Consider the following 23,077-nt stretch of genomic DNA (forward strand, 5'->3'; position numbering starts at 1 on the left):
CCACAGAACCCTGTAGGAGCGGGCTTGCCCGCGAAGAGGCCGGTGCAGTCAAAGGAGATCTCTCTGGCATCCCCGCCCGGCGGCCTTATAATGCCCGCCTTTGGTACATCAGCAGGCTGTCTCTCCTTGGCAAATATAGATAACCCGGCCGCCGAAATGGCAGCCGACGGCTTTTTCCGCATCGCGCTGGGCGTCGAATACAAGGGCTCGCGCTACCGTGGCTGGCAGCGCCAGGCGTCCGGGGTGCTCACCGTGCAGGAAACCCTCGAAAACGCCTTGTCCAAAGTCGCCGACTCACCCGTTTCGCTGATGTGCGCCGGGCGTACCGACGCCGGGGTGCATGCCTGCGGACAGGTGGTGCATTTCGACACCCAGGTCGAGCGTTCGATGAAGGCCTGGACCATGGGCGCCAACATCAACTTGCCCCACGACGTCAGTGTCAGTTGGGCCAAGGTCATGCCGGCGCATTTCCATGCACGGTTCAAGGCCATCGCCCGGCGTTATCGCTACGTGATCTACAACGATCAGATCCGCCCGGCGCACCTGAACGAAGAAGTGACCTGGAACCACCGTCCGCTGGACGTCGAGCGCATGGCCGAGGCCGCCCAGTACCTGCTCGGTACCCATGATTTCAGCGCGTTTCGTGCCGGCCAGTGCCAGGCCAAGTCACCGATCAAGGAACTGCATCATCTGCGCGTCACCCGTCACGGCAAGATGATCGTGCTGGATATTCGTGCCAGCGCCTTCCTGCATCACATGGTGCGTAACATTGCCGGCGTGCTGATGACCATCGGCGCCGGAGAGCGTCCGGTGGAGTGGATGAAAGAGGTGCTGGAGAGCCGGATTCGGCGGACCGGTGGCGTGACGGCGCATCCGTTCGGGTTGTATCTGGTGCAGGTCGAGTACCGTGACGAGTTCCAATTGCCCGAGCGTTACATCGGTCCACACTTCCTGACCGGTTTCTCGGAACTTGGCGGCTGACGCCCTCGAATGCTTTTGTTACCATCCGGGACTTTCCCGGATTTGTCTTGGAGTTGTGTCGACATGTCAGCCGTTCGCAGCAAGATCTGTGGGATTACCCGCATGGAAGATGCGTTGGCAGCCGTCGAGGCCGGGGCGGATGCCATCGGATTCGTGTTCTACGCCAAAAGCCCTCGCGCGGTGACGTTCCAGCAGGCGCGCTCGATCATCAAGGCGCTGCCGCCGTTCGTGACCACCGTGGGCTTGTTCGTCAATGCGAGCCGTTGCGAATTGGGTGAAATTCTCGACGCGGTGCCCCTGGACCTGCTGCAATTTCACGGCGATGAAAGCGCGGCCGAGTGCGAAGGTTGGCATCGCCCGTACATCAAGGCGCTGCGGGTCAAGGCGGGTGATGACATCGCCGCGGCCTGTGATGCCTATGCCAGTGCCAGCGGCATCTTGCTCGATACCTATGTCGAAGGCGTTCCCGGAGGAACCGGTGAAGCATTTGACTGGTCACTGATACCGCAAGGCCTGAGCAAGCCGATCATTCTGGCGGGCGGTCTGACGCCGGGCAACGTCGCCGAAGCGGTTGCGCGCGTTCGACCTTACGCCGTGGATGTCAGCGGCGGGGTAGAGGCGAGCAAGGGCATCAAGGATCACGCAAAGATTCAGGCATTTATCAAAGCGGTACGCGGTAGCACCTGTTGATGTGACGGCTGGCAGACTGCCGCCGTCCACTGCACTGTAAAAAGCGGATGCACTGCACACAGCAGGCAGATCCGAGGGTTTGTGGTTGCACGCAGGTCATGTTTCGCGCTGACCGTGGCAGTCCATCGACCGTCGCCGCACACATGAATTTAGCGCTAGGGCATACACGGGGCCGCGAACCAGAGCGTTCGGGCCGCCGGTACTGGAGAAAGAAAGCATGAGCAACTGGTTAGTAGACAAACTGATCCCTTCGATCATGCGTTCCGAGGTCAAGAAGAGCTCGGTGCCTGAAGGTCTTTGGCACAAATGCCCGTCTTGCGAGGCTGTGCTTTATCGCCCGGAATTGGAAAAGACCCTGGACGTTTGCCCCAAGTGCAATCATCACATGCGTATCGGCGCCCGCGCCCGTATCGACATCTTCCTCGACGTTGAAGGCCGTACCGAGCTGGGTGCAGACCTGGAACCGGTTGACCGTCTGAAATTCCGCGACGGCAAGAAGTACAAGGACCGCCTGACCGCTGCACAAAAGCAGACCGGCGAAAAAGACGCGCTGGTTTCCATGAGCGGCACTTTGCTGGGCATGCCGGTCGTGGTTTCGGCGTTCGAGTTTTCCTTCATGGGCGGTTCGATGGGCGCCATCGTCGGTGAACGTTTCGTTCGTGCCGCCAACTACGCCCTGGAAAAACGTTGCCCGATGATCTGCTTCGCCGCTTCCGGCGGTGCGCGGATGCAGGAAGCGCTGATTTCCCTGATGCAAATGGCCAAGACCTCTGCGGTGCTGGCGCGTCTGCGTGAAGAAGGCATCCCGTTCATCTCTGTGCTGACCGATCCGGTCTACGGTGGCGTTTCCGCCAGTCTGGCGATGCTGGGCGACGTGATTGTCGGTGAGCCGAAGGCGTTGATCGGTTTTGCCGGTCCGCGTGTGATCGAGCAAACCGTGCGTGAAAAACTGCCGGAAGGCTTCCAGCGCAGCGAGTTCCTGCTGGAGCACGGTGCCATCGACATGATCATCGATCGTCAGGAGCTGCGTCCGCGTCTGGGCAATTTGTTGGCGCAAATGATGGGGCTGCCGACGCCGACGTTCGTTGCTGCACCCATCGAGCCGATCGTGGTTCCGCCGGTGCCAGCCAGCCTATGATCGAACGTACCCTTGGCGAATGGCTCGCCTACCTCGAGCAGTTGCACCCTTCGGCCATCGACATGGGCCTGGAGCGGTCGCAGCAGGTAGCGTCCCGCATGGGACTGGGCAAGCCGGCGCCTCGGGTGATTACGGTCACCGGGACCAACGGCAAGGGTTCCACCTGTGCGTTCGTGGCGTCCTTGCTGCGAGCCCAGGGCTTGAGCGTGGGGGTTTACAACTCCCCACACCTGCTGCGTTACAACGAGCGGGTGCAGCTCAATGGCGTCGAAGCCACGGACGCCGAGCTGTGCGAGGCCTTTGCTGCGGTAGAGGCCGGGCGCGGTGATACTTCCCTGACTTACTTCGAAATGGGCACCCTGGCGGCGTTCTGGCTGTTCCAGCGCTCCGGGCTCGATGCGGTGGTGCTGGAAGTCGGTCTGGGCGGTCGCCTGGATACGGTCAACGTGGTGGACGCCGACGTGGCGCTGGTCACCAGTATTGGCGTCGATCATGCGGATTACCTCGGTGATACCCGTGAGTCCGTGGCCTACGAGAAGGCCGGTATTTTCCGTCAGGGCGCGCCTGCGCTCTGCGGCGATCTGAATCCTCCACAACCGTTGCTGGACAAGGCGCGCGAGCTCAAATGCCCGTTTTTCCTGCGTGGGCGCGATTTTGATCTCGGCGTCACCGATCACAACTGGCAGTGGCGTGGTGTCGATGCGCAAGGGCGTGCGGTTGAACTGCGCGACCTGCCACTGCTCGATCTGCCGATGGAAAACGCTGCGCTGGCGTTGCAGGCGTACCTGCTGCTCGGCTTGCCTTGGGTGGATGCGCAGATTATCGAGGCGCTGCGGGCAACGAAGGTGGTCGGTCGTCTGGATCGCCGTGAGTTCGAGTGGAAAGGCAAGCGCTTGAATCTATTGCTGGATGTGGGGCATAACCCGCATGCGGCGGAGTATCTGGCGCGTCGCTTGGCCAGTCGTCCGCCGGTCGGCAAGCGTCTGGCGGTGTTCGGTCTGCTGGCGGACAAGGATCTGGATGGTGTTGTCGGCGAATTGAATGCTAGTGTCCAGCACTGGGCAGTAGCACCTCTGGATTCGCCTCGGGCGCGTCCGGTTGCGGATTTGCACGATGCGTTGCAAGGTCTTGGTGCGTCGGTCACGCCCTACGAAAGTGTCGCGGCCGCCCTGGAAGGGCAGTGCGCGCAGGCCACGAGCGACGACGAAATCCTGTTGTTCGGATCATTTTATTGTGTCGCCGAGGCCCTTGAATGGCTGGCCCGGCGCTCCACGGAGGACGCGGCGAATGGCATTGCTGGATAAGGCATACAAGCAGCGCATGGTTGGCGCCCTGGTGTTGGTCGCGCTGGCGGTGATTTTTCTGCCGATGCTGTTTTCCCGCCAGGATGAACAGCGCCGGGTGACAGTCGAAGCGCCTGCGGCTCCGCAGGCGCCTGTGATGCCCCAGGTACAGGTCGAGCCCGTGGTGGTGCCCGAGCCGCAAGCCTTGCCTCAGGAGCCCGTGCCGAGCGATGAGGAAATCGCCCAGCAGGAATCGGCGGTGCCAACTGCGCCGGTGGTTCCAGCGCATGCGGCTCCAGCGCCAGCGGCCAAACCGGCTGCGTCCGCGCCGGTCCCGGCTTTGGCGGCCAAGCCTGCGACAGCGCCTGCTCAGCCGATCACGGCGGCACCGGGCAAGCCGGACACCACGCAAAGCCGTGTCGATGCCAATGGCTTGTCTGTCAGTTGGTCGGTGCAACTGGCCAGCCTGTCGAGTCGTGAAAGCGCGGAAAAGCTTCAAAAAACCCTGCGCAGCCAGGGTTACAACGCCTACATTCGTACCGCCGACGGCAAAAACCGGGTGTTTGTCGGGCCGCTGATCGAGCGCGCCGAAGCCGACCGGCTGCGTGACTTATTGAACCGCCAGCAGAATCTCAAGGGGTTTGTCGTGCGCTTTCAACCGGAACGTGGCTAAAACTATCGCCCCGATATGAAATGCACTGACAATAGCAGCTTACCGATAAGCATGGGCTCTGCTAAAATGCGCCGCCTTATCCGTCTGTAGGCTGCACTGTGCCATTTACCTGGGTTGACTGGGCGATCGTAGCAATCGTCGCCATCTCCGCATTGATCAGTCTGAGTCGCGGCTTCGTCAAAGAAGCATTGTCGCTGCTGACCTGGATCATCGCAGGAGTCGTTGCCTGGATGTTCGGTGGCTCACTGTCCGAGTACCTCGGCGGGTACATTCAAACGCCATCGGCTCGTATAATCACGGGCTGTGCCATCATGTTTGTCGCCACTTTAATCGTAGGCGCAATGATCAATTATCTTATCGGCGAACTGGTTCGCGTCACCGGGCTCTCCGGGACCGACCGATTCCTCGGCATGGCCTTCGGCGCCGCGCGTGGCGGGTTGCTGGTGGTTATCGCCGTCGGGCTGTTGAGCCTGGGGCCGGTACAGCAGGACGGGTGGTGGAAAGAGTCACAGCTCGTGCCAAAATTTTTATTGGTCGCCGACTGGTCCAAAAACCTGATCCTCGGGTGGAGCAGTCAGTGGCTTGCCAGCGGAATCAGCGTACCCGCTGATATACCGTTCAAGGAGCACCTCTTGCCGATGGCCAAAACGCCTCAGTGAGTTGTGTTCAGTTCAGATCCATTAAGTAGGGGTTGCGTCGCATGTGTGGCATCGTCGGTATCGTCGGTAAGTCGAACGTCAATCAGGCGCTGTATGACGCGCTAACCGTCCTCCAGCACCGCGGCCAGGACGCTGCCGGTATCGTGACCAGCCATGATGGCCGGTTATTCCTGCGCAAGGACAACGGCCTGGTGCGTGACGTGTTCCATCAGCGTCACATGCAGCGTCTGGTCGGTCACATGGGTATTGGCCATGTGCGCTACCCGACCGCGGGCAGCTCGACCTCGGCCGAAGCTCAACCGTTTTACGTCAACTCGCCTTACGGCATCACCCTGGCGCACAACGGTAACCTGACCAACGTTGAACAACTGGCCAAGGAGATTTACGAATCTGACCTGCGCCACGTCAACACCAGCTCCGATTCGGAAGTGCTGCTCAACGTGTTCGCGCACGAACTGGCCCAGCGCGGCAAGTTGCAGCCAACCGAAGAAGACGTGTTCGCCGCCGTGACTGACGTGCACAACCGTTGTGTCGGTGGCTACGCTGTCGTGGCGATGGTGACCGGCTACGGCATCGTCGGTTTCCGCGACCCGCACGGCATCCGTCCGATCGTGTTCGGCCAGCGTCACACCGACGAAGGTGTCGAGTACATGATCGCCTCCGAAAGCGTTTCCCTGGACGTGCTCGGCTTCACCCTGATTCGCGACCTGGCACCGGGCGAAGCGGTCTACATCACTGAAGACGGCAAGCTGCACACCCGTCAATGCGCGACCAACCCGTCGTTGACTCCGTGCATTTTCGAACATGTGTACCTGGCGCGTCCGGATTCGATCATCGACGGCGTGTCGGTCTACAAGGCCCGCCTGCGCATGGGTGAGAAACTGGCCGAGAAGATCCTGCGCGAGCGTCCGGATCACGATATCGACGTGGTCATCCCGATCCCGGACACCAGCCGCACTGCGGCCCTGGAACTGGCGAACCACTTGGGCGTGAAGTTCCGCGAAGGTTTCGTGAAGAACCGCTACATCGGCCGGACCTTCATCATGCCGGGCCAGGCCGCGCGGAAAAAATCCGTACGCCAGAAGCTCAATGCCATCGAGCTGGAATTCCGCGGCAAGAACGTGATGCTGGTGGACGACTCCATCGTTCGCGGCACCACCTGCAAGCAGATCATCCAGATGGCTCGCGAAGCAGGCGCCAAGAACGTCTACTTCTGCTCCGCAGCGCCGGCGGTGCGTTTCCCGAACGTCTATGGCATCGACATGCCGAGCGCCCACGAGCTGATCGCCCACAATCGTTCGACCCAGGACGTGGCTGACCTGATCGGCGCCGACTGGCTGATCTATCAGGACCTGCCTGACTTGATCGAAGCGGTCGGTGGCGGCAAGATCAAGATCGACAAGTTCGATTGCGCGGTGTTCGATGGCCAGTACGTCACCGGCGACGTCGACGAGGCTTACCTGAACAAGATCGAGCAGGCACGCAACGATGCCTCCAAGGTCAAGACGCAGGCAGTCAGTGCGATCATCGATCTGTACAACAACTGATTTAACACCGGCCCTGTAGGAGCTGGCTGTAGGAGCTGGCTTGCCAGCGAAGGCGGTATCACAGGCAATGGTGATGTTGAATGTGACGCCTTCTTCGCTGGCAAGCCAGCTCCTACACAAGCCAGCTCCTACAAAAGGCGTCTCTCCTCAAGGCCGGTTTCGTACCTACTATCGAATAAGGCAAGGAGTGACAGCATGAGTCAGGAATGGGATGCCGGTCGGCTGGACAGCGACCTCGAAGGTGTAGCGTTCGATACCCTGGCCGTACGCGCCGGTCAGCACCGTACGCCGGAAGGCGAACACGGTGATCCGATGTTCTTCACCTCCAGCTACGTGTTCCGTACCGCCGCCGACGCCGCTGCGCGCTTCGCTGGCGAAGTGCCGGGCAATGTTTATTCGCGCTACACCAACCCGACCGTGCGCGCGTTCGAAGAGCGCATCGCCGCGCTGGAAAGCGCCGAGCAGGCCGTGGCGACCGCCACCGGCATGGCGGCCATCATGGCCGTGGTGATGAGCCTGTGCAGCGCCGGTGATCATGTGCTGGTGTCGCGCAGCGTATTCGGCTCGACCATCAGCCTGTTCGAGAAGTACTTCAAGCGTTTCGGTATCGAAGTCGATTACGTGGCCCTGGCGGACTTGTCCGGTTGGGATGCAGCGATCAAATCCAACACCAAATTGCTGTTCGTCGAGTCGCCGTCCAATCCGCTGGCCGAATTGGTAGATATCGCCGAACTGTCGAAAATCGCCCACGCCAAAGGTGCGATGCTGGTGGTCGACAACTGCTTCTGCACCCCGGCCTTGCAGCAGCCGCTGAAAATGGGCGCGGACATCGTCGTGCACTCGGCCACCAAGTTCATCGACGGCCAAGGCCGTTGCATGGGCGGCGTGGTTGCCGGTCGCAGCGAGCAGATGAAGGAAGTGGTGGGTTTCCTGCGTACCGCCGGCCCGACCCTGAGCCCGTTCAATGCGTGGATCTTCCTCAAGGGCCTGGAAACCCTGAACCTGCGGATGAAGGCCCATTGCGCCAACGCCCAGCAACTGGCCGAGTGGCTGGAGCAGCAGGAAGGCATCGAGAAAGTCCATTACGCCGGCCTCAAGAGCCATCCGCAGCACGAACTGGCGCTGCGCCAGCAGAAGGGTTTTGGTGCGGTCGTCAGTTTTGAGGTGAGGGGCGGCAAAGAGGGCGCCTGGCGCTTTATCGATGCCACGCGTCTGATTTCGATCACCGCCAACCTGGGCGACAGCAAAACCACCATCACCCATCCGAGCACCACGTCCCATGGCCGCCTGGCGCCGCAGGAGCGTGAAGCGGCGGGTATTCGTGACAGCCTGATCCGCATTGCGGTCGGTCTGGAAGACGTGGCGGACCTGCAAGCCGATCTGGCGCGCGGCCTGGCTGCGTTGTGATCGACTTGTCTGCGCCGATCGCAGGCTCAAATGGCCGCGTAGCGCTGGTGACCGGTGCTGCGCGGGGCATTGGCCTGGGGATCTCGGCCTGGCTGCTCAGCGAAGGCTGGCAAGTCGTGCTGACGGATCTGGACCGCGAGCGCGGCTCGAAAGTGGCGAAAGTGCTGGGTGACAACGCCTGGTTCATCGCCATGGATGTCTCGAATGAAGGGCAGGTCGCGCTGGGGGTGGCCGAGGTGCTCGGCCAGTTCGGGCGCCTGGATGCGCTGGTCTGCAATGCCGCGGTTGCCGATCCGCATAACATCACCCTGGAAAGCCTCGATCTGGCTCACTGGAATCGGGTGTTGGCGGTGAACCTCAGCGGGCCGATGTTGCTGGCCAAGCACTGTGCGCCGTACCTGCGCGCTCATGGCGGTGCCATCGTCAATCTGGCCTCGACCCGCGCCGGGCAGTCGGAACCCGACACAGAGGCCTATGCGGCGAGCAAGGGTGGTTTGTTGGCTCTGACCCATGCACTTGCAATCAGTCTTGGCCCGGAGATCCGGGTCAATGCCGTCAGCCCTGGCTGGATCGACGCGCGCGATCCTTCGGTGCGGCGTGCCGAACCCTTGACCGAAGCCGATCATGCCCAGCATCCGGCGGGCAGGGTAGGGACGGTCGAGGATGTCGCGGCGATGGTGGCCTGGCTGCYGTCGCGAAATGCCGGGTTTGTCACCGGCCAGGAATTCGTCGTCGATGGTGGCATGACCAAGAAGATGATTTACAGCGAGTGATACTGGCGTTGAATGTATCGCCCTCATCGTCGGACTGATGGTTGCCGACATTGGCCGGAATGAAATGATTTTGTCTTTTTCAGAAAAACTTCAATCCTGCTATTGACTTAGGTTCGCTACCTGCGTAAATTTCGCGGCCTCGGAGATGCAAACGGGTGATTAGCTCAGCTGGGAGAGCGTCTGCCTTACAAGCAGAATGTCGGCGGTTCGATCCCGTCATCACCCACCACTCCCGAGATACTTGCGAAAGCAAGAGGTAGGCTGAAATGCCTCCACCGACGCGCAGCGGTAGTTCAGTCGGTTAGAATACCGGCCTGTCACGCCGGGGGTCGCGGGTTCGAGTCCCGTCCGCTGCGCCATATTTTCCGAGTCGGGCATGCCTGGCTCGAGATTGAAAAGCTACTGAGTTTTCAATCAGACGAGTTACTTGGGCATCTGCTCAAAGCGATACGCAGCGGTAGTTCAGTCGGTTAGAATACCGGCCTGTCACGCCGGGGGTCGCGGGTTCGAGTCCCGTCCGCTGCGCCATATCTGCCCCGAGGCCCACTGAACGCCTTGGAGCTACGAAGAAAGCCGTTGGTTTACTTCGAGTCGATAGCAAAGACCCTGGTCGAAAGACCGGGGTTTTTTGTGTCTGAAATTCAGGTTTTTCTCCTCTCGCCTTTTTCCAAACGGACCTTTCTGCATGCCCCTTTGCATGAGTGGCCGATTGGAGATGACGACGCCGTCGTTCAGCGGCGCCTCTGACCTCGCGCTACCGAGATTCATGGCTACTGTTAACGTGCTGCGTTGAATAGTCGCATTTTTTTGATTTGTCGGTCAGTTTTTGGTTTTCCGTAAGGTCATAAGTCTATAAACTTAACCTTTCGGTCAGCTTTGCACTGTCAACAACAGCCCTTTGCATCGTCGAAAAGGGCTTCTGCAAGACTCGAGATTTCCAGTACATAACCAGAAGGGCGGACCCCATGACCGCCCAGAGGATGATCCATGTCCAACCGTGATATATCCCGGCGCTCGTTCCTTCAGGGCGGGCTGGTAGCGGGCGTGAGCGTGACGCTCACGCCATTGAGCAGCCAGGCGCTGGCCGCCTTGATGGAAAACAGCGTGACCGTGCCGTCCGAGCAGTGGCTCGGCAACAACGGCAAGGCGCGCGCCCGTAACGATGCCTTGTCCAAGGTCTGCGGCAGCAAAGTCTTTGCCCGCGACATCCGCGCCAAGGACATGCCGGGCTGGCCGCAGCAGCAAGGCCACGCCATGCTGCTCAAAACCATCAAGGCGGACCGTATCTACGCGGGTCTGGACCTTTCATGGCTCGGTGCCGAGTTGCAGCCGGACCGCATCGTCACCGCCGAAGACCTGGTCAAGGACGGCATCGTGTTCCCAGAGGAGCACGCCCCGGACCCACTGCTGCCGGCCGGCAAGGTGCCAATGTTCATCGGTCACCCGGTGGCGATCCTGATCTGGAACGACTTCGAGCGTTTCCGTCAGGCCAAGAACAAGCTCAAATTCAATGACAAGGCAATCCGCTACGGCGATATAGCGCCGTTCTACGAAGGCGATCCTTACGGCAGCTTCCGCTACGTACGCGTCGGCGGTGCGACCTCGGCGGACGAAGATGAGTTCGCCAGCCTCAAGGATTCGATCCTGTTCCCGATGCTGCGCAATCGCCGTCCAGTGTGGAATGCCCAGCCGAACCTGCACGGCAACCTGACCGAGCGTGGGTTGTTCTACGCCGAGCGCATGAAGCAGCAGATCGATACGCCGCCGGACAACTGGCTGGTGTTCGACGAACGCTACAAGACCCCGTCGATCGAGCCGGCCGCCCTGGAGCCGGACAACGGCAACGGCTGGTACGACCCGGCGACCAAGACCCTGCATTTCGTCGTCGCTACCCAATGCCCGCTGGAAGCCGCGACCGAGACCGCGAAGATGATCGCGCCGTCGCGTTTCGGCCTGGCCAACCTGAACATGCACCCGGGTTATACTGTCGGTTACGGCTCCAAAGACCACAACATTTTCGTCTACTACGCAGCTCTCGCAGCGTTGTACGGCGCTGGTGTACCGGTGCGCCTGGCCAACGATCGCTACGAGCAGTTCCAGAGCGGCATCAAACGGCACCCGTTCGACATTCGCTATCAATTGGCGGTGGACAAGACCGACCACAGCTTCAAGATTTTCCGCTCCGAGATGAGCGTCGACGGTGGCGGGCGAATCAACTACAGCCCGTCGGTGGCGGCGGTGGGCGCCACGGCAGCACAATCGATCTACTACATGCCGCAGAACGATCTGCAGGTCACGGCCTATCACTCCCGCGCCGTTGAAGCCGGGTCGATGCGTGGCTATGGCACCCTGCAAAGCATGGCGGCGACCGAGATGATGGTCGATGAAATCGCCGGTCGCCTCGGTGTCGATGCCATTGAGCTGCGCCGCAAGAACGCATTGCGCTCGGGCATGAAAAACACCCAGGGCGCGATCCCGGCCGGTGCCTTGCGCCTGCACGAGATTCTCGACAAGGCGGCCGTCCACGACACCTGGAAAAACCGCGACGCGATCAAGAAACAACGCGAAGCCGCCGATCCGGACAACTGGTACGGCGTCGGTTTCGCCATCTGCCAGAAAGACTTCGGCACCGGTTCCGAAGCGCCGATGGCCAGCATTGAATTCACCGCCGAAGGTCGCATCAGCCTGCGCCACATCGGTATCGAAATCGGCACCGGCATGTCCACCTCCCAGGCCATGGTCGTGGCCGATTTCCTCGGTGTCCCGGCGCACGAAGTGAAGACTGGCGAAACCGAATGGAAAGAGTTGCAGCTGATCAGTGGCGGCAACCCGTACATCATGAGCCAGGCCGAGCAGGACAATTTCCTGCGCAATCCACGCTGGGTCGGCAAGGTCGCTTCGGCTTCGTCGGCCACCAACTCGGCGTACTACTTCAGCCACGCCACCCGCGAAGCGGCGCGTGTGCTGTTCAACCACGGCCTGTGGCCGGCGGCGCTGGAGATCTGGCGACAAGGCCCTTACGGCGGTCAGGCCAACCCTTACGTGGTGCGCCGCGAAGACGCCCATTGGGTCGACGGCAAGCTCACGGCCAACGGCATGGAGCCACTGCCATTCGCCATGCTCGCCAAACGCGTTCACGAGCGTGGCCTGGTAAGCGGCGCCACCGTGCACGGTTTCAACCGCTGGAGCTGGGCCGAGGCCGAGTTCAGCATCGACGGCGTACGTGAGCGCTTGCCGCTCGATGGCCTGGCCGTGAAGTACGGCGACGGTGCACCGAAGGCGAAGAAGGCGCAGATGAACAGTGCCGGGTTCCATCTGCTGGACCGGCAGGGCATCGCCTACCCGGCGACCCAGCTGAACAACGCGGCGGTGACTTACTACAGCCCGGTCGCGACGCTGGTGGAAGTGAAGGTCAACAAGGGTTCGAACGAAGTGTCGGTACTCAACCATCACTCGTGGGTCGAGTGCGGTCGGGTGCTGGTGGAAGAACTGGTCAGGGGCCAGCTCGAAGGCGGGATCGCCATGGGCATCGGCCACGCGCTGATGGAGGAAATGCCGTTGTACGAAGGTGGTCCGGGGGAGGGTGACTGGAACTTCAACCGTTACCGCCTGCCGATGGCGCGTCACGTCGCGGTGTGGAAACAGACGGCGGACATCCTGCCACCACTGTCGCCAAGCGACCCGTCGAAGGGCATCGCTGAGGTGGTGATGATCCCGGTGGTCGGCGCCATCGGCAACGCCGTAGCCCATGCCATCGGTAAACGTGTCCGCGACCTGCCTATCACTTCTGCACGCATCAAGGAGGCCCTCAATGGCTAACCGTCCGCTTCAACTGACCCTGAACGGTCAATCCGTCGGCCCGGTGGACATCCCTGATGACCTGCCGATGATCGACTACCTGCACGAATACAAGAACCTCACCGGTTCGCGCCTGGGCTGCGGCCAGGGCATCTGCCACGCCTGCGTGGTGATCGTCGACAACCCCGACGGCACCAGCGAAGAAGTGCGCACCTGCATCACTGGCGCACACTATTTCGAAGGCAAGAAGGTTCGGACCATCGAAGGCCATGCGACCCGCGACGAGCAGGGCAAGGTCACCGAGCTGAACCCTATCCAGCAGCGCTTCGTCGATGAATTCGCTTTCCAGTGCAGCTATTGCGCGCCGGGCTTCGTGAATGCCGCGACCGTGCTGGTGGAAAAGCTGCAGCGTCAGCCCATCGTCAAAAGCCAGCTGGAAAAAGTCATCGAGGACAGCCTCGGTCATCACATCTGCCGTTGCACCGGGTATGTGCGCTACTACAGCGCCACCCGCAACGTGTTGACCGATCTCGGCCTGGTCAAGGAGGGTTAAGCATGAAGCTTCTACTTGGCCGCCTGGCGTTGGCGGTTGGTCTGGCTGCGCCTGTGGTGGCAGCTCACGCGGATGATGCGCAGGTCAAGCAAGGCGAGTACCTCGCCCGCGCCGCCGACTGCATGGCCTGCCACACTGCGCCGGGTGGTGCGCCGTACGCGGGCGGCCTGCCGATTGTTTCGCCGTTCGGCACGATCTACGGGACCAACATCACCCCGAGCAAAGAGCACGGCATCGGCTTGTACAACGATGACGAGTTCTTCGCCGCGCTGACCGCAGGCAAGCGCCGTGATGGCGCCAACCTGTATCCGGCGATGCCGTACACTTCGTATCACCTGATTCCGCGCGCAGATTCCGACGCGATTCATGCCTACCTGAAAACCGTCGAACCGATCGAGCGCGCCGCGCCGGTCACCAGCCTGAGCTTCCCGTTCAATGTGCGCCTGGGCCTGATGGGCTGGAACATGATGTACGGCAAGGACGTGAAGCTGGAGCCTGCCGAAGGCAAGAGCGAAGCCTGGAAGCGTGGCCAGTACATGGTCGACGTGCTGGGTCACTGTGGTGAATGCCATACGCCGCGCGGCTTGCCTGGTGCGATGCAGATGGACAAGCGCATGACCGGCGGCATTCTCAATGGTTATCTGGCGCCGAGCCTGCTGGCCACTGACCTGGCGGCCCGTGGCTGGAATCATCAGGACCTGAGCTCGTTCCTCAAGCACGGCATGAGCGCCCAGGGCACGATGTTCAACGAGATGTTCCCGGTGTTCCACAACAGCACCCAGGGCCTCAGCGATCCGGTTCTGGCGGCGATGGCGACCTTCCTGCTCGGCGATCAGCCGCCCGCGGCGAAAATGCTCACCGAAGTGCCGTTGGACAAGCTGAGCCCAAGTGCCCAGCGCGGCCGTCAGGAATATTTGAATGTCTGCGCCGGTTGCCATGCGCCGGGCGGCGAGGGTAAGCCGCACATTGCCGTGGCCATGCGCGGCAACACCACGTTGCGCCTGGAAGATCCGCGCAACCTGGTGCGGGTGATCGACGACGGTATCGGTGAGCAGAAGTTCTCCGGTTTCGAACACATGCAACCGATGCCAGGGTTCGCCGGGAAATTGAGCGACGAGCAACTCACGGATCTGCTGAACTACCTGCGTCAGGGCTGGGGCGGTCAGCCGAATGATCTGGCGGTGAACGACGTGCAGAAGCTGCGGGCCGATGCGCCGCCGCTCGAGCACAAGGCCCACTGACATGCAGCATCTCGATCTGCAAGTGATACGCCGGGCACTGGAGTGGTCGGCGGCCGGTCAGCGCATCTGGCTGTGTACGGTGCTGGCCACTTATGGCTCGGCACCGCGCGCACCGGGTTCGCTGCTGGCGGTGAACACGCAGGGGCACTGGATTGGCTCGCTGTCCGGTGGTTGTGTCGAGGAGGACTTTCTCGAGCGAGTCGCCGAGGGCGCGTTTCTGCAGCCGGTCAGCGTTGTTCGTTACGGCGAAGACAACGACCCACGCTCGCGCGTCAGCCTGCCGTGTGGCGGGGTGCTGGATGTGCTGGTCGAGAAGCTGGATGCCGATTGCGAGGTGCAAGCGCATCTGTGCGAGCTTGAGTCGGCGCTGTTGGGCCGACGGCGGTTGATCCGCGAAGTGGATCTGCAAAGCGGTGCGTGCAGCCTGTTCGATGATCGTGAGCAGGGTGTGCGTATCGAGCGTGAAATCGACCGGGTGCGCGTGCGCGTCGGCGCGGCCCAGCGCTTGCTGCTGGCGGGGTATTCCAGTGTCGCCCAGGCCTGTGCGGAGTTTGCCGTGGGCCTGGGCTTCGAGGTGATTCTGTGTGACCCGCGGGACGAAGTGCTGGAAGGCGTCGTGCTGGATAACGTGGAGATTCGCCGTCAACTGCCGTCGATGTTCATCGCTGACGGCGGCTGTCACAGCGACACGGCGGTGGTGGCGTTGACCCACGATCCACGTATCGATGACCTGGCGATGATGGAGGCTGTTCGCACCGAGGCGTTTTACATCGGTGTGATGGGCTCCCTGCAGACCTCGCAAAAGCGCTTCGAGCGCTTGCGGCGCATTGGTGGTCTGGGAGATGCCGAGTTGGCGCGGATTCATGCGCCCATCGGGCTGAACCTGGGCAGCAAGACGCCAGCAGAGATCGCCCTGGCAGTGCTGGCGGACATCCTGCGGATTCGCAGCGGTATCCCACGGGACCGGCTGTAACCACCGTCCCCCTGTAGGAGCTGGCTTGCCAGCGAAAGACGTCTAGACAACAACAATGTTGGCTGGCGAAACATTTTCGCTGGCAAGCCAGCTCCTACAGATCCTTACACGCCGAACTTGTCGCGCAATCCGTAATACCAGGCGCCCAGCGCCGCGAACGGGGTACGCAGCATTTGTCCGCCGGGGAACGGATAGTGGGGCAGGTCGGCAAAGGCATCGAAACGCTCGGCCTGGCCGCGCAATGCTTCGGCCAGCACCTTGCCCGCCAGATGCGTGTAAGTCACGCCATGGCCGCTGCAGCCCTGGGAATAGTAGATGTTGTCGCCCAGGCGTCCGACCTGAGGCAGGCGCGACAGGGTCAGCAGGAAGTTTCCGGTCCACGCGTAATCTATTTTCACGTCCTTGAGTTGCGGGAATGCCTTGAGCATCTTCGGTCGAATGATCGCTTCGATGTTCGCCGGATCCCGAGCGCCGTACACCACGCCGCCACCGAAGATCAGACGCTTGTCGCCGCTGAGGCGGTAGTAGTCGAGCAAGTAATTGCAATCTTCAACGCAGTAGTCCTGAGGCAGCAGGGTCTTCGCCAGTTCTTCGCCCAGTGGCTCGGTGGTAATCACTTGAGTGCCGCAAGGCATCGACTTGGCGGCCAGTTCCGGCACCAGATTGCCCAGATAAGCGTTGCCGGCGACGATGATGAATTTGGCCCGGACCTTACCCTGCGGCGTGTGCACCACCGGATTCGCGCCGCGCTCGATGCGCACCGCGGGCGACTGCTCGTAAATCGTGCCACCCAGGGACTCGACCGCCGCCGCTTCACCCAGTGCCAGGTTAAGCGGATGGATGTGGCCGCCACTCATGTCGAGCATCCCGCCGATGTACTGATCGCAAGCAACCACCTCGCGGATGCGACGTTGATCCATCAGCTCAAGCTGGGTGTGCCCGAAACGCTCCCACAGGCGCTTCTGGGATTCGAGGTGCCCTATTTGCCTGGCGGTCATCGCGGCGAACACGCCACCGTCTTTCAAGTCGCACTGAATGTTGTATTTGGCGACGCGCTCACGAATGATTCGCCCACCCTCGAACGCCATCTGCCCCAGCAACTGGGCCTGCTTGGGACCGACCGTGCGCTCGATGACATCGATATCGCGGCTATAGCTGTTAACGATCTGCCCACCATTACGCCCGGACGCCCCGAAACCCACCTTGGCGGCTTCGAGCACCGTGACCTTGAAGCCGCTCTCCAGCAGAAACAGGGCAGAGGACAACCCCGTATAACCGGCGCCAATCACACAGACATCGGTCTCGACATCATCCTGCAACGCCGGGCGCGGCGGAACCGCATTGGCCGATGCGGCGTAGTAGGACTCGGGGTAGGGAGTGTTAGCCATCCGGCAGCCTCTGTTTAATATATTTTACGAGTGCGCCGATCGTACCCGAGTTGAAAATCGCCCGCCAGCCACCCGGAAAATCTTCTTTGCACCGGCAAAATTAAATATTTTGCATATTCATAGGGTTAGCTCGAAAAAAGGTGTTGACACCCCTCCGGAATTCCGTAGAATGCCGCCTCACAGCAGGCACGTAGCTCAGTTGGTTAGAGCACCACCTTGACATGGTGGGGGTCGTTGGTTCGAGTCCAATCGCGCCTACCAAACAAAATCCGCTCTGCTGGGCGGTCTGGAAGGGCTCACCGAAAGGTGGGCCCTTTTTCGTTGTTTGAAATTTTATGAGATTTTTCCTGGTCTGCTAAAAGCAGGAGGCCTAAGCCTCTTGCCTCGCGTTACTGCGCCGTCGTTTGTACGGCGATACTCATGATCCCCCCTATAGCCGGTGTTACCATCCGATATTCAATCGTGATGTTCGTAGTGCCCACTACATAACAGCGCATGCAGCCAGGCTCCAATGTTTTTACCATTAACCCTGTCAGTGACGGCTTAATATCCTGGTGCCTGGACGTATCAATAAAACAGTGAGGAATAACCATGCCTTTAACTCCGGTAGTGTCTGGATTGCCGTCTATGGATGACTGCTCTTTAGAAAGGTTAGTTGACTTGGTACTACCGCTAAAATCCGTTCCGTCGATATTTAAACGGTCCGGGTTTGCTATTGGCGAATTGCCTGTTGTATAGGTGCCCGATGTAAATGTTCTTGCGCTTGCGACCGCGACCGCTTGCACTTGTCGCTCTTGTGGGTGACGGGCATAGCGATTGATTCAGGTAGGCGCCGCTTTCCATGATCGTTGGTGCCATTAACGAAGGCGTCGATAGCAACGCCTGGTTTTTTCTCTCGTCTTTAACAATTTTCAGGCGCCAAATATTTGAACTTTTGAAGTTGATCGAAAAGCGATTGGCCTTAGCACGATTTATTCATACGCGTCATTACAATCTCAGCCATAAGTAAGAAAACGTCCAACTAGAGCAAGCGGCGAGGAGTACTGCAATCCGACAAAAGCCAAAATAATGACAACAAAAAACAGTCGCATTCTCCCAATTAAGTCGGTGATATATCATGATCAAGATCATGGCCTACTTTTTAATTGGAGCTGTAACTGCAGGATGCAACGGCATCGTAAAACCCGACTTTTCGGGTCCTGCCAATGATTCATACTTTTTAGTCCACTCGGGGTTTCCCGCACCGTATCTATACGTGGCCTCGGCCGTGCAATGGAACGATGACTATGCGGTAACCACCCGCCACACTCCGTTCATCCCCAACGTGAAGTACAGCTGCAGTACAGGCTGCGATCTCGTCTTCATCCAGCACAAGGCCAGCGGCCGCTACCCATCATGGCGCGCACCGCGTGTGGGCGAGAGCATCACTGCCGTTGGGACGAGTCCTTACCTCATGACCACTACCGGGAAAGGCAAGGTGTATCAAACGCCTTTCGTCAATGCCGACGAACACAGCGGTGATCTCTATGCCATCCATGATGCCCCGCTGGTCAAGGGCATGTCGGGTGGGCCGGTCCTCACCAGTGACGGCTGTATTGTTGGCATCAATATCGGTTTCTACTCAACCACTCTGAACGATGTGAGCACTCACTCCGGCGTAAAGGAGGCTGAGAGGATCAGCATCTTTATTCCTTACTCGATCATTCAGCGCGAGTGGGGGATATTGCAGGCAAAACTCAACGATCCACACGGCACGAGGTATGTCGTGAAGTAGCTTTTAGCTATCAATCAATAAGCGGCGTGGCGGCCGGGTTCTGCTGTCACTCTTGAATGGGAAGGTCAGCTCGCAGCTCCTGCATGGTGAGCTCACCGAGGCTTCTCGGGTTGCAATACATCCAGCAAGAGCAGACCTTGCCATGATTTGCGAAGACGCCTGCATCTCGAGCAGGAGCGTCCCGGTATTTGGTTCTCTGGTGGCTCCCCACGCATACGTCCGCATGCCGATCGCTGCGCAGCTGTTGCTGGATACATCGATCCGGGTGTCGCCTGCCTCATAAAAGGTCAGAGCGCGAAACCCGTCGCATGGGCAAGATGTCCCTCCTGCACTCCCGCGATCAGGTGCAGTGGGATGTTCTGCTGTACTTCAATGGACGGTACCTCGATGCTTCCTACAATCTGGAGTTGCCGCTCGCTCGGTTCGGTCGATTCTGCTGCCTTTTCCCTGGCCATTCTTGCGTGGTTCATTGCGATTTCGTTGAGCGTTGACACGTTACATCTCCTGGTGACTGGCCAAGCGTATCGCTGGAGTCCTTAAGCATTGGTTGAATGGCTACTGCGTCAGAATCATGTCGTTCCGGCCGCTGCTACGCGCGATCTTAGCAATCCTCAAGCCGCGGATGTGGGTGAGTTCTTCGTTGTGTTTTCGTAGGCGACGAATGGCGGGCCACTGTGGATGATAGTCCGGATTCTTTGCCATTCAGGCGTAAACTGGTGGGGCTGCCTCATCGAAAGGAGCCGCCTATGAACGTCGATCAAATCAGCAAGCAGGTATCTGTGGACAAGGCTGTTTGGGATCAATACTTCTGCACTGCATTGATTGCGGAAAGCAATCTGACTGCCCCGGTTGTGGGCGGTGCTACGCACGAAGACAGGCAGAACCTGTTGATCGAGAGGGCTAAAGCCCTCGCCGACAAAATGATGGAAAATCGAAAATAAACAGAGCCCAGCCATCGCGCTGGGCTCTTTGATGCGCGGTTGTGCTCCGATGCAGGCGATGTGCGTGTTGCGGTTCAAACGATCAACTCTACCTTGCCGCTTGCCAGGCGATAAATGCCTCCCACTATCTTCAACTTGCCCTTGCTCTGGGCATCTGTCAGCAATGGCGAGGCCTGTTTCAGGCTGTTGACAGAGTTTTTGACGTTTTGCGCGGTGGCGTTTTCCATCAAGCTCCCGGGTTGCTTCAGCACTGTCTCGATTGCCGACTTGAGTGCGTCCGTCAGTTTCGGGATATGGCCGGGGAAAATCGTCTGTTCCTTGACGGCCTTGATGCCTGCCTCGATGGCGCCACAGCTCTCATGACCGAGTACGAGAATCAGCGGTGCGCCCAGTACGGCAACCCCGTATTCAAGACTGGCCAGGCCTTCCGGGGTCACGAAGTTGCCCGCGACGCGGATGGAGAAAAGATCGCCTCGCGCGGTATCAAACGCATATTCCGGGGCGATCCGCGAGTCGGAGCAGCTCAGTACTGCCACGAACGGATTTTGACCGGACACCAGGGCCTCTCGCTCAGCCTTGAAATCGTGTGTAGTGGAAGTACCGCTTACATATCGTTCATTGCCCTCCATCAGTCTTTTCAGCGCCATATCGGGACTGATTACGTTTTGAGGTTTGGGTGGGGCTGACGCTTTTTCGGCTGCCTGGATGAGCTTGCCGGGCAGTGTGCCGGTCAGCAGCAGGGCGCCTGCGCCCAATCCGGCAAGTTGAAGAAAACGACGACGGCCTGTTGTGTTTGAAGCAGAGCTTGAATCACATGATTCACACATGATTTTGTTTACTCAGTTCAATGCGGTGAGAGTGAGTTGTCGTTGGGGCTGGTACTGTCACGGACACTCAATACCAGCGCAATGGAGTCTAGTCGGTCTGTCATTTGTGTTCCGGACAATGTCCGCAGATGCCGTGCAAGCAGCCATTTCATGGGCTACTACTGACAGGCTCATACAACTTCGACCTGGCAGGAGTTTCTCGATGCTGACTCACTGGTTTCTAGCGGCGGTTCATCTTTTGGCATTTGCCTTGGGATTTTGGGCTGTGTTGGTTCGAGGCACAGCTTTTCGGCGTTTGGCCGATGGGGCCGCGCAAGTGCGCAGTGTTCTGATGGCGGACAATATCTGGGGTATTTCAGCTGTCGTTTTGCTGGTCAGCGGGGGGGTGCGAGCCTTTGGCGGGTACGAGAAAGGCACGGACTATTACCTGCATCAGCCGCTGTTTCATCTGAAGATGACGCTGTTCGTCCTGATCTTGCTGCTGGAGATTGCGCCAATGGTGACGCTGATCAAATGGCGGATAGCGCTTGCCCGTAAAGTGGCGATCGATACGGGCCGCGCGAAGCTATTTGCGCGGATCAGTCATGTCGAGGCGCTGCTGGTGCTGCTGATGGTGGTGGCGGCGACTGGTATGGCGCGTGGCGTGATGTTTGGTTGATCACGCAGCTAGCGCGTACTTCCGTGGGGTGAACCAGAAATGTCTGACAGCCAGAGCGTTGAGCTTGTCGCTAGTATCGGACCTTGGAGGCTTGTGTGGAAAGCAGGCGGAAGCGATGCAATGCCGAATCTTTAGCCAGCCGTGATTCCGGACTGAACGGGCTGGCTACTGACTGCAACAGGATTCAGGGTTGCGGCTTTTCCGGGGCGGTCAGGCCAGCCTGAATGCGCTGATAAATTTCTTCACGATGCACTGCAACGTCCTTCGGGGCGTTGATGCCGATCCTGACTTGCTGGCCGCTTACGCCCAGGATGGTGATCGTAATGTCATCACCAATGTTTATGCTTTCACCGACTTTGCGGGTGAGTATCAGCATGGTCTTCTCCTTGATTGCTTTGTGGGGCACCTGATTCGGACAGTGCAGAGGTCGGTGGTACGTATAGATTAGTGCGAAGTCTCGCGGTTTGGGTGCCTCTTTCTGACGTGCAGATGCGGCATTAATTCCCAAGGCGTAACTATACAGAGGCCGCAACCATCATTCTCGTTGTTTTGAGCCCATTTTACGGCACTCGCGAAGTATTCATGGATGTTAAAATCCCTGCTTTATGGATTTAGAGGGAAACGCCGTGCGCAAAATGGTTTTGGTAATCGCGATATTGGCGCTGGCGGGATGTGGCGAGGGCAGTAGTGTGGATGCGCCGAAGCCTGAACCGGCCATGGCTGCCGTACCCGCGGCGGTGTCCGGCCCGCAATGGGATCTTGAAGTGCGAGGTGAAACCCCTCAGGCGGTCAGCGATTTGAGTGGCTGGCTGATCGAGCACAGCTTCATGTCCAGCGTCGTCAAGGAAAATGGCAATACACGAATCCTGATGGGGCCGTTCAATTCGAAAGCCGAGGCCGAAGCCAAACAGGATGAAGTCCGTGCCGCGCTCACTCGCGCGAAGAAACAGAACATCGAATTGCTGGTGCTTGAGCGTCCGGCCGCTCAATAACATTCAGTAGCGCAGACGTTGAAGAAACAAAAAAAGGCCTCGGGTGGTTAGTCCCGAGGCCTTTTTTGTTTCAGGTGTCGCCTGGATTCAACCGCAGGCCTTCATGTCTACCGGGCCGACGAACTCGTTGCCGCGCCCCATGACACACGCCACGCTCTGGTTGCGTTGCCGTTCCCAGGCCTGAACCGGATAGGTTTTGTCCCACGCTTCGTACAGTTGCCGATCCCGTTTCGACAGACGTAAACCATACTGCTTGCTCATGTAGAAGTACGTTCGGGCGATCATGCCGCGGATGGACGGGCGGGGCATGACTTTCCTGGCCTTGAAGTCGACCTGGGTCAGGCAGGAACCATATTGCCCCGACTGCTCGGGCAGCCAGCCGAAGCTGAAGTTGCTGCGATCGCCATTGACCTCGCCAATGCTGGGCACCAGGTTGTGCAGATCGGACTCGGCCTTTTGGTAAACCGGGTCGTAGCGGGTGCAGTTCTTGCGGCCACCTTCTTGCCAGCACTGGCGTTGATGGCCGATCTGCCAGGCAGGAACGATATGCTCCCATTCGATGCGGGATGCGCGTTTGGCATTTTTACGTGGCACGTAACCGCAGGCGGCAAGGTTCACCCGGTTGCCGGTGTACTTGCAGCCACAGTAAAACTCGGTGGATTGGGGCGCGTAGAGCTTCCACGCCACCTTTTTCGCTTCGGTGAAGGTGCGCGGGGCGTCGGCTTGCGCGCCCATGACAAAAAACAGGAACAACAAAGCAAACCAGCGGGCACTCATCGAC

23 protein-coding genes and 4 tRNA genes are annotated in these 23,077 nt (G+C 59.6%); 21 read left to right on the forward strand and 6 right to left on the reverse strand.

Translation table 11 applies throughout. The features are described from left to right. The first annotated feature begins 156 nt into the window (after positions 1–156). The 16 genes from truA (at position 157) to AC1DWG_RS04385 (ending at position 15,716) form a co-directional block, all read left to right on the forward strand. Positions 157–981, forward strand: a complete 825-nt coding sequence (gene truA, locus AC1DWG_RS04310; RefSeq protein ID WP_095943676.1) for a tRNA pseudouridine(38-40) synthase TruA — start codon at positions 157–159, stop codon at positions 979–981. A gap of 63 nt (positions 982–1,044) precedes the next feature. After that, complete coding sequence (locus AC1DWG_RS04315) at positions 1,045–1,671, forward strand: phosphoribosylanthranilate isomerase (RefSeq protein WP_477753996.1); 627 nt, start codon at positions 1,045–1,047, stop codon at positions 1,669–1,671. Positions 1,672–1,888: 217 nt separating this feature from the next. Further along, complete coding sequence (accD, locus tag AC1DWG_RS04320; RefSeq protein WP_477753997.1) at positions 1,889–2,809, forward strand: acetyl-CoA carboxylase, carboxyltransferase subunit beta; 921 nt, start codon at positions 1,889–1,891, stop codon at positions 2,807–2,809. Continuing rightward, positions 2,806–4,113 carry a bifunctional tetrahydrofolate synthase/dihydrofolate synthase gene (gene folC / locus AC1DWG_RS04325; protein ID WP_477787297.1) on the forward strand — a complete coding sequence of 436 codons (1,308 nt, stop codon included), beginning with the start codon at positions 2,806–2,808 and terminating at the stop codon, positions 4,111–4,113. Before accD ends, folC begins: the two co-directional genes overlap by 4 nt. Continuing rightward, positions 4,097–4,765: an SPOR domain-containing protein gene (locus AC1DWG_RS04330; RefSeq protein WP_477787298.1), complete on the forward strand. Its 669-nt coding sequence runs from the start codon at positions 4,097–4,099 to the stop codon at positions 4,763–4,765. Before folC ends, AC1DWG_RS04330 begins: the two co-directional genes overlap by 17 nt. A gap of 98 nt (positions 4,766–4,863) precedes the next feature. After that, complete coding sequence (locus AC1DWG_RS04335) at positions 4,864–5,424, forward strand: CvpA family protein (protein WP_223457095.1); 561 nt, start codon at positions 4,864–4,866, stop codon at positions 5,422–5,424. Positions 5,425–5,465: 41 nt separating this feature from the next. Beyond that, positions 5,466–6,971 carry an amidophosphoribosyltransferase gene (purF, locus tag AC1DWG_RS04340; RefSeq protein ID WP_020795479.1) on the forward strand — a complete coding sequence of 502 codons (1,506 nt, stop codon included), beginning with the start codon at positions 5,466–5,468 and terminating at the stop codon, positions 6,969–6,971. Positions 6,972–7,166: 195 nt separating this feature from the next. Next, positions 7,167–8,378, forward strand: a complete 1,212-nt coding sequence (locus tag AC1DWG_RS04345; RefSeq protein WP_477787299.1) for an O-succinylhomoserine sulfhydrylase — start codon at positions 7,167–7,169, stop codon at positions 8,376–8,378. Then, the gene (locus AC1DWG_RS04350) at positions 8,375–9,151 is read left to right on the forward strand and encodes an SDR family oxidoreductase (RefSeq protein WP_477787300.1); all 777 of its coding nucleotides are present in this window, start codon (positions 8,375–8,377) and stop codon (positions 9,149–9,151) included. The genes AC1DWG_RS04345 and AC1DWG_RS04350 overlap by 4 nt, the downstream gene beginning before the upstream one ends. A 153-nt stretch (positions 9,152–9,304) precedes the next feature. Next, positions 9,305–9,380 (forward strand) — tRNA-Val (locus tag AC1DWG_RS04355). 53 nt (positions 9,381–9,433) lie between these two features. Beyond that, positions 9,434–9,510, forward strand: a tRNA-Asp gene (locus AC1DWG_RS04360). 92 nt (positions 9,511–9,602) lie between these two features. Continuing rightward, positions 9,603–9,679: transfer RNA gene (locus tag AC1DWG_RS04365), tRNA-Asp, on the forward strand. 459 nt (positions 9,680–10,138) lie between these two features. Next, a complete protein-coding gene (locus AC1DWG_RS04370) occupies positions 10,139–12,970 on the forward strand; it encodes a xanthine dehydrogenase family protein molybdopterin-binding subunit (RefSeq protein WP_477787301.1) in 2,832 nt (943 codons plus the stop codon). After that, positions 12,963–13,502, forward strand: a complete 540-nt coding sequence (locus AC1DWG_RS04375) for a (2Fe-2S)-binding protein (RefSeq protein WP_007982256.1) — start codon at positions 12,963–12,965, stop codon at positions 13,500–13,502. Before AC1DWG_RS04370 ends, AC1DWG_RS04375 begins: the two co-directional genes overlap by 8 nt. A gap of 2 nt (positions 13,503–13,504) precedes the next feature. Further along, a complete protein-coding gene (locus tag AC1DWG_RS04380; RefSeq protein ID WP_477787302.1) occupies positions 13,505–14,743 on the forward strand; it encodes a c-type cytochrome in 1,239 nt (412 codons plus the stop codon). 1 nt (position 14,744) lies between these two features. Next, positions 14,745–15,716 carry an XdhC family protein gene (locus AC1DWG_RS04385; protein ID WP_477787303.1) on the forward strand — a complete coding sequence of 324 codons (972 nt, stop codon included), beginning with the start codon at positions 14,745–14,747 and terminating at the stop codon, positions 15,714–15,716. Positions 15,717–15,820: 104 nt separating this feature from the next. Here AC1DWG_RS04385 and AC1DWG_RS04390 read toward each other — a convergent pair whose 3' ends face one another. Then, complete coding sequence (locus AC1DWG_RS04390) at positions 15,821–17,104, reverse strand: NAD(P)/FAD-dependent oxidoreductase (RefSeq protein WP_477787304.1); 1,284 nt, start codon at positions 17,102–17,104, stop codon at positions 15,821–15,823. Between the two features lie 184 nt (positions 17,105–17,288). Here AC1DWG_RS04390 and AC1DWG_RS04395 point away from each other — a divergent pair. Next, a tRNA-Val gene (locus AC1DWG_RS04395) sits at positions 17,289–17,365 on the forward strand. Between the two features lie 128 nt (positions 17,366–17,493). On the opposite strand, the gene AC1DWG_RS04400 is transcribed toward AC1DWG_RS04395, so the two are convergent. After that, the gene (locus AC1DWG_RS04400; protein ID WP_477787305.1) at positions 17,494–17,889 is read right to left on the reverse strand and encodes a hypothetical protein; all 396 of its coding nucleotides are present in this window, start codon (positions 17,887–17,889) and stop codon (positions 17,494–17,496) included. 332 nt (positions 17,890–18,221) lie between these two features. Between AC1DWG_RS04400 and AC1DWG_RS04405 the strand changes: the two genes are divergently transcribed. Continuing rightward, entirely contained in the window at positions 18,222–18,878 is a 657-nt protein-coding gene (locus AC1DWG_RS04405; RefSeq protein WP_477756023.1) for a trypsin-like peptidase domain-containing protein, read from the forward strand. Positions 18,879–19,165: 287 nt separating this feature from the next. Here AC1DWG_RS04405 and AC1DWG_RS04410 read toward each other — a convergent pair whose 3' ends face one another. Then, positions 19,166–19,372, reverse strand: coding sequence for a hypothetical protein (locus AC1DWG_RS04410; protein WP_108217769.1), 207 nt, complete (start codon positions 19,370–19,372; stop codon positions 19,166–19,168). A gap of 252 nt (positions 19,373–19,624) precedes the next feature. Here AC1DWG_RS04410 and AC1DWG_RS04415 point away from each other — a divergent pair, with 252 nt between their 5' ends. Beyond that, on the forward strand, positions 19,625–19,819 hold the full coding sequence (locus AC1DWG_RS04415; protein WP_477787306.1) for a hypothetical protein: 195 nt from the start codon (positions 19,625–19,627) through the stop codon (positions 19,817–19,819). A 74-nt stretch (positions 19,820–19,893) separates the two neighbouring features. On the opposite strand, the gene AC1DWG_RS04420 is transcribed toward AC1DWG_RS04415, so the two are convergent. After that, positions 19,894–20,646 (reverse strand): carbonic anhydrase, encoded by a 753-nt coding sequence (locus AC1DWG_RS04420; RefSeq protein WP_477787307.1) that lies wholly within the window; start codon positions 20,644–20,646, stop codon positions 19,894–19,896. Positions 20,647–20,848: 202 nt separating this feature from the next. Here AC1DWG_RS04420 and AC1DWG_RS04425 point away from each other — a divergent pair, with 202 nt between their 5' ends. Then, positions 20,849–21,304, forward strand: a complete 456-nt coding sequence (locus AC1DWG_RS04425; RefSeq protein ID WP_477787308.1) for a DUF2214 family protein — start codon at positions 20,849–20,851, stop codon at positions 21,302–21,304. A gap of 184 nt (positions 21,305–21,488) precedes the next feature. On the opposite strand, the gene csrA is transcribed toward AC1DWG_RS04425, so the two are convergent. Continuing rightward, complete coding sequence (gene csrA, locus AC1DWG_RS04430) at positions 21,489–21,680, reverse strand: carbon storage regulator CsrA (RefSeq protein WP_053161267.1); 192 nt, start codon at positions 21,678–21,680, stop codon at positions 21,489–21,491. A gap of 250 nt (positions 21,681–21,930) precedes the next feature. On the opposite strand from csrA, the gene AC1DWG_RS04435 reads away from it, so the two are divergent. Next, positions 21,931–22,296, forward strand: a complete 366-nt coding sequence (locus AC1DWG_RS04435; RefSeq protein ID WP_477756027.1) for an SPOR domain-containing protein — start codon at positions 21,931–21,933, stop codon at positions 22,294–22,296. An 87-nt stretch (positions 22,297–22,383) separates the two neighbouring features. Here the strand turns inward: AC1DWG_RS04435 and AC1DWG_RS04440 are convergent, their stop codons facing one another. Continuing rightward, a complete protein-coding gene (locus AC1DWG_RS04440) occupies positions 22,384–23,073 on the reverse strand; it encodes an endonuclease (protein WP_477787309.1) in 690 nt (229 codons plus the stop codon). Positions 23,074–23,077: the final 4 nt, after the last annotated feature.

The organism is Pseudomonas sp. P4_B3, assembly GCF_056402295.1.

Excerpts from the sequence above, each read along its gene's own strand:
- AC1DWG_RS04385 (WP_477787303.1), top strand. The coding sequence starts at position 14,745 with ATGCAGCATCTCGATCTGCAAGTGATACGCCGGGCACTGGAGTGGTCG.
- AC1DWG_RS04380 (WP_477787302.1), top strand. The coding sequence starts at position 13,505 with ATGAAGCTTCTACTTGGCCGCCTGGCGTTGGCGGTTGGTCTGGCTGCG.
- csrA (WP_053161267.1), bottom strand. The coding sequence starts at position 21,680 with ATGCTGATACTCACCCGCAAAGTCGGTGAAAGCATAAACATTGGTGAT.
- truA (WP_095943676.1), top strand. The coding sequence starts at position 157 with ATGGCAGCCGACGGCTTTTTCCGCATCGCGCTGGGCGTCGAATACAAG.
- AC1DWG_RS04375 (WP_007982256.1), top strand. The coding sequence starts at position 12,963 with ATGGCTAACCGTCCGCTTCAACTGACCCTGAACGGTCAATCCGTCGGC.
- AC1DWG_RS04370 (WP_477787301.1), top strand. The coding sequence starts at position 10,139 with ATGTCCAACCGTGATATATCCCGGCGCTCGTTCCTTCAGGGCGGGCTG.
- AC1DWG_RS04405 (WP_477756023.1), top strand. The coding sequence starts at position 18,222 with ATGATCAAGATCATGGCCTACTTTTTAATTGGAGCTGTAACTGCAGGA.
- AC1DWG_RS04440 (WP_477787309.1), bottom strand. The coding sequence starts at position 23,073 with ATGAGTGCCCGCTGGTTTGCTTTGTTGTTCCTGTTTTTTGTCATGGGC.
- AC1DWG_RS04415 (WP_477787306.1), top strand. The coding sequence starts at position 19,625 with ATGAACGTCGATCAAATCAGCAAGCAGGTATCTGTGGACAAGGCTGTT.
- AC1DWG_RS04390 (WP_477787304.1), bottom strand. The coding sequence starts at position 17,104 with ATGGCTAACACTCCCTACCCCGAGTCCTACTACGCCGCATCGGCCAAT.
- AC1DWG_RS04420 (WP_477787307.1), bottom strand. The coding sequence starts at position 20,646 with ATGTGTGAATCATGTGATTCAAGCTCTGCTTCAAACACAACAGGCCGT.
- AC1DWG_RS04345 (WP_477787299.1), top strand. The coding sequence starts at position 7,167 with ATGAGTCAGGAATGGGATGCCGGTCGGCTGGACAGCGACCTCGAAGGT.
- purF (WP_020795479.1), top strand. The coding sequence starts at position 5,466 with ATGTGTGGCATCGTCGGTATCGTCGGTAAGTCGAACGTCAATCAGGCG.
- AC1DWG_RS04315 (WP_477753996.1), top strand. The coding sequence starts at position 1,045 with ATGTCAGCCGTTCGCAGCAAGATCTGTGGGATTACCCGCATGGAAGAT.
- AC1DWG_RS04330 (WP_477787298.1), top strand. The coding sequence starts at position 4,097 with ATGGCATTGCTGGATAAGGCATACAAGCAGCGCATGGTTGGCGCCCTG.
- AC1DWG_RS04425 (WP_477787308.1), top strand. The coding sequence starts at position 20,849 with ATGCTGACTCACTGGTTTCTAGCGGCGGTTCATCTTTTGGCATTTGCC.
- folC (WP_477787297.1), top strand. The coding sequence starts at position 2,806 with ATGATCGAACGTACCCTTGGCGAATGGCTCGCCTACCTCGAGCAGTTG.
- accD (WP_477753997.1), top strand. The coding sequence starts at position 1,889 with ATGAGCAACTGGTTAGTAGACAAACTGATCCCTTCGATCATGCGTTCC.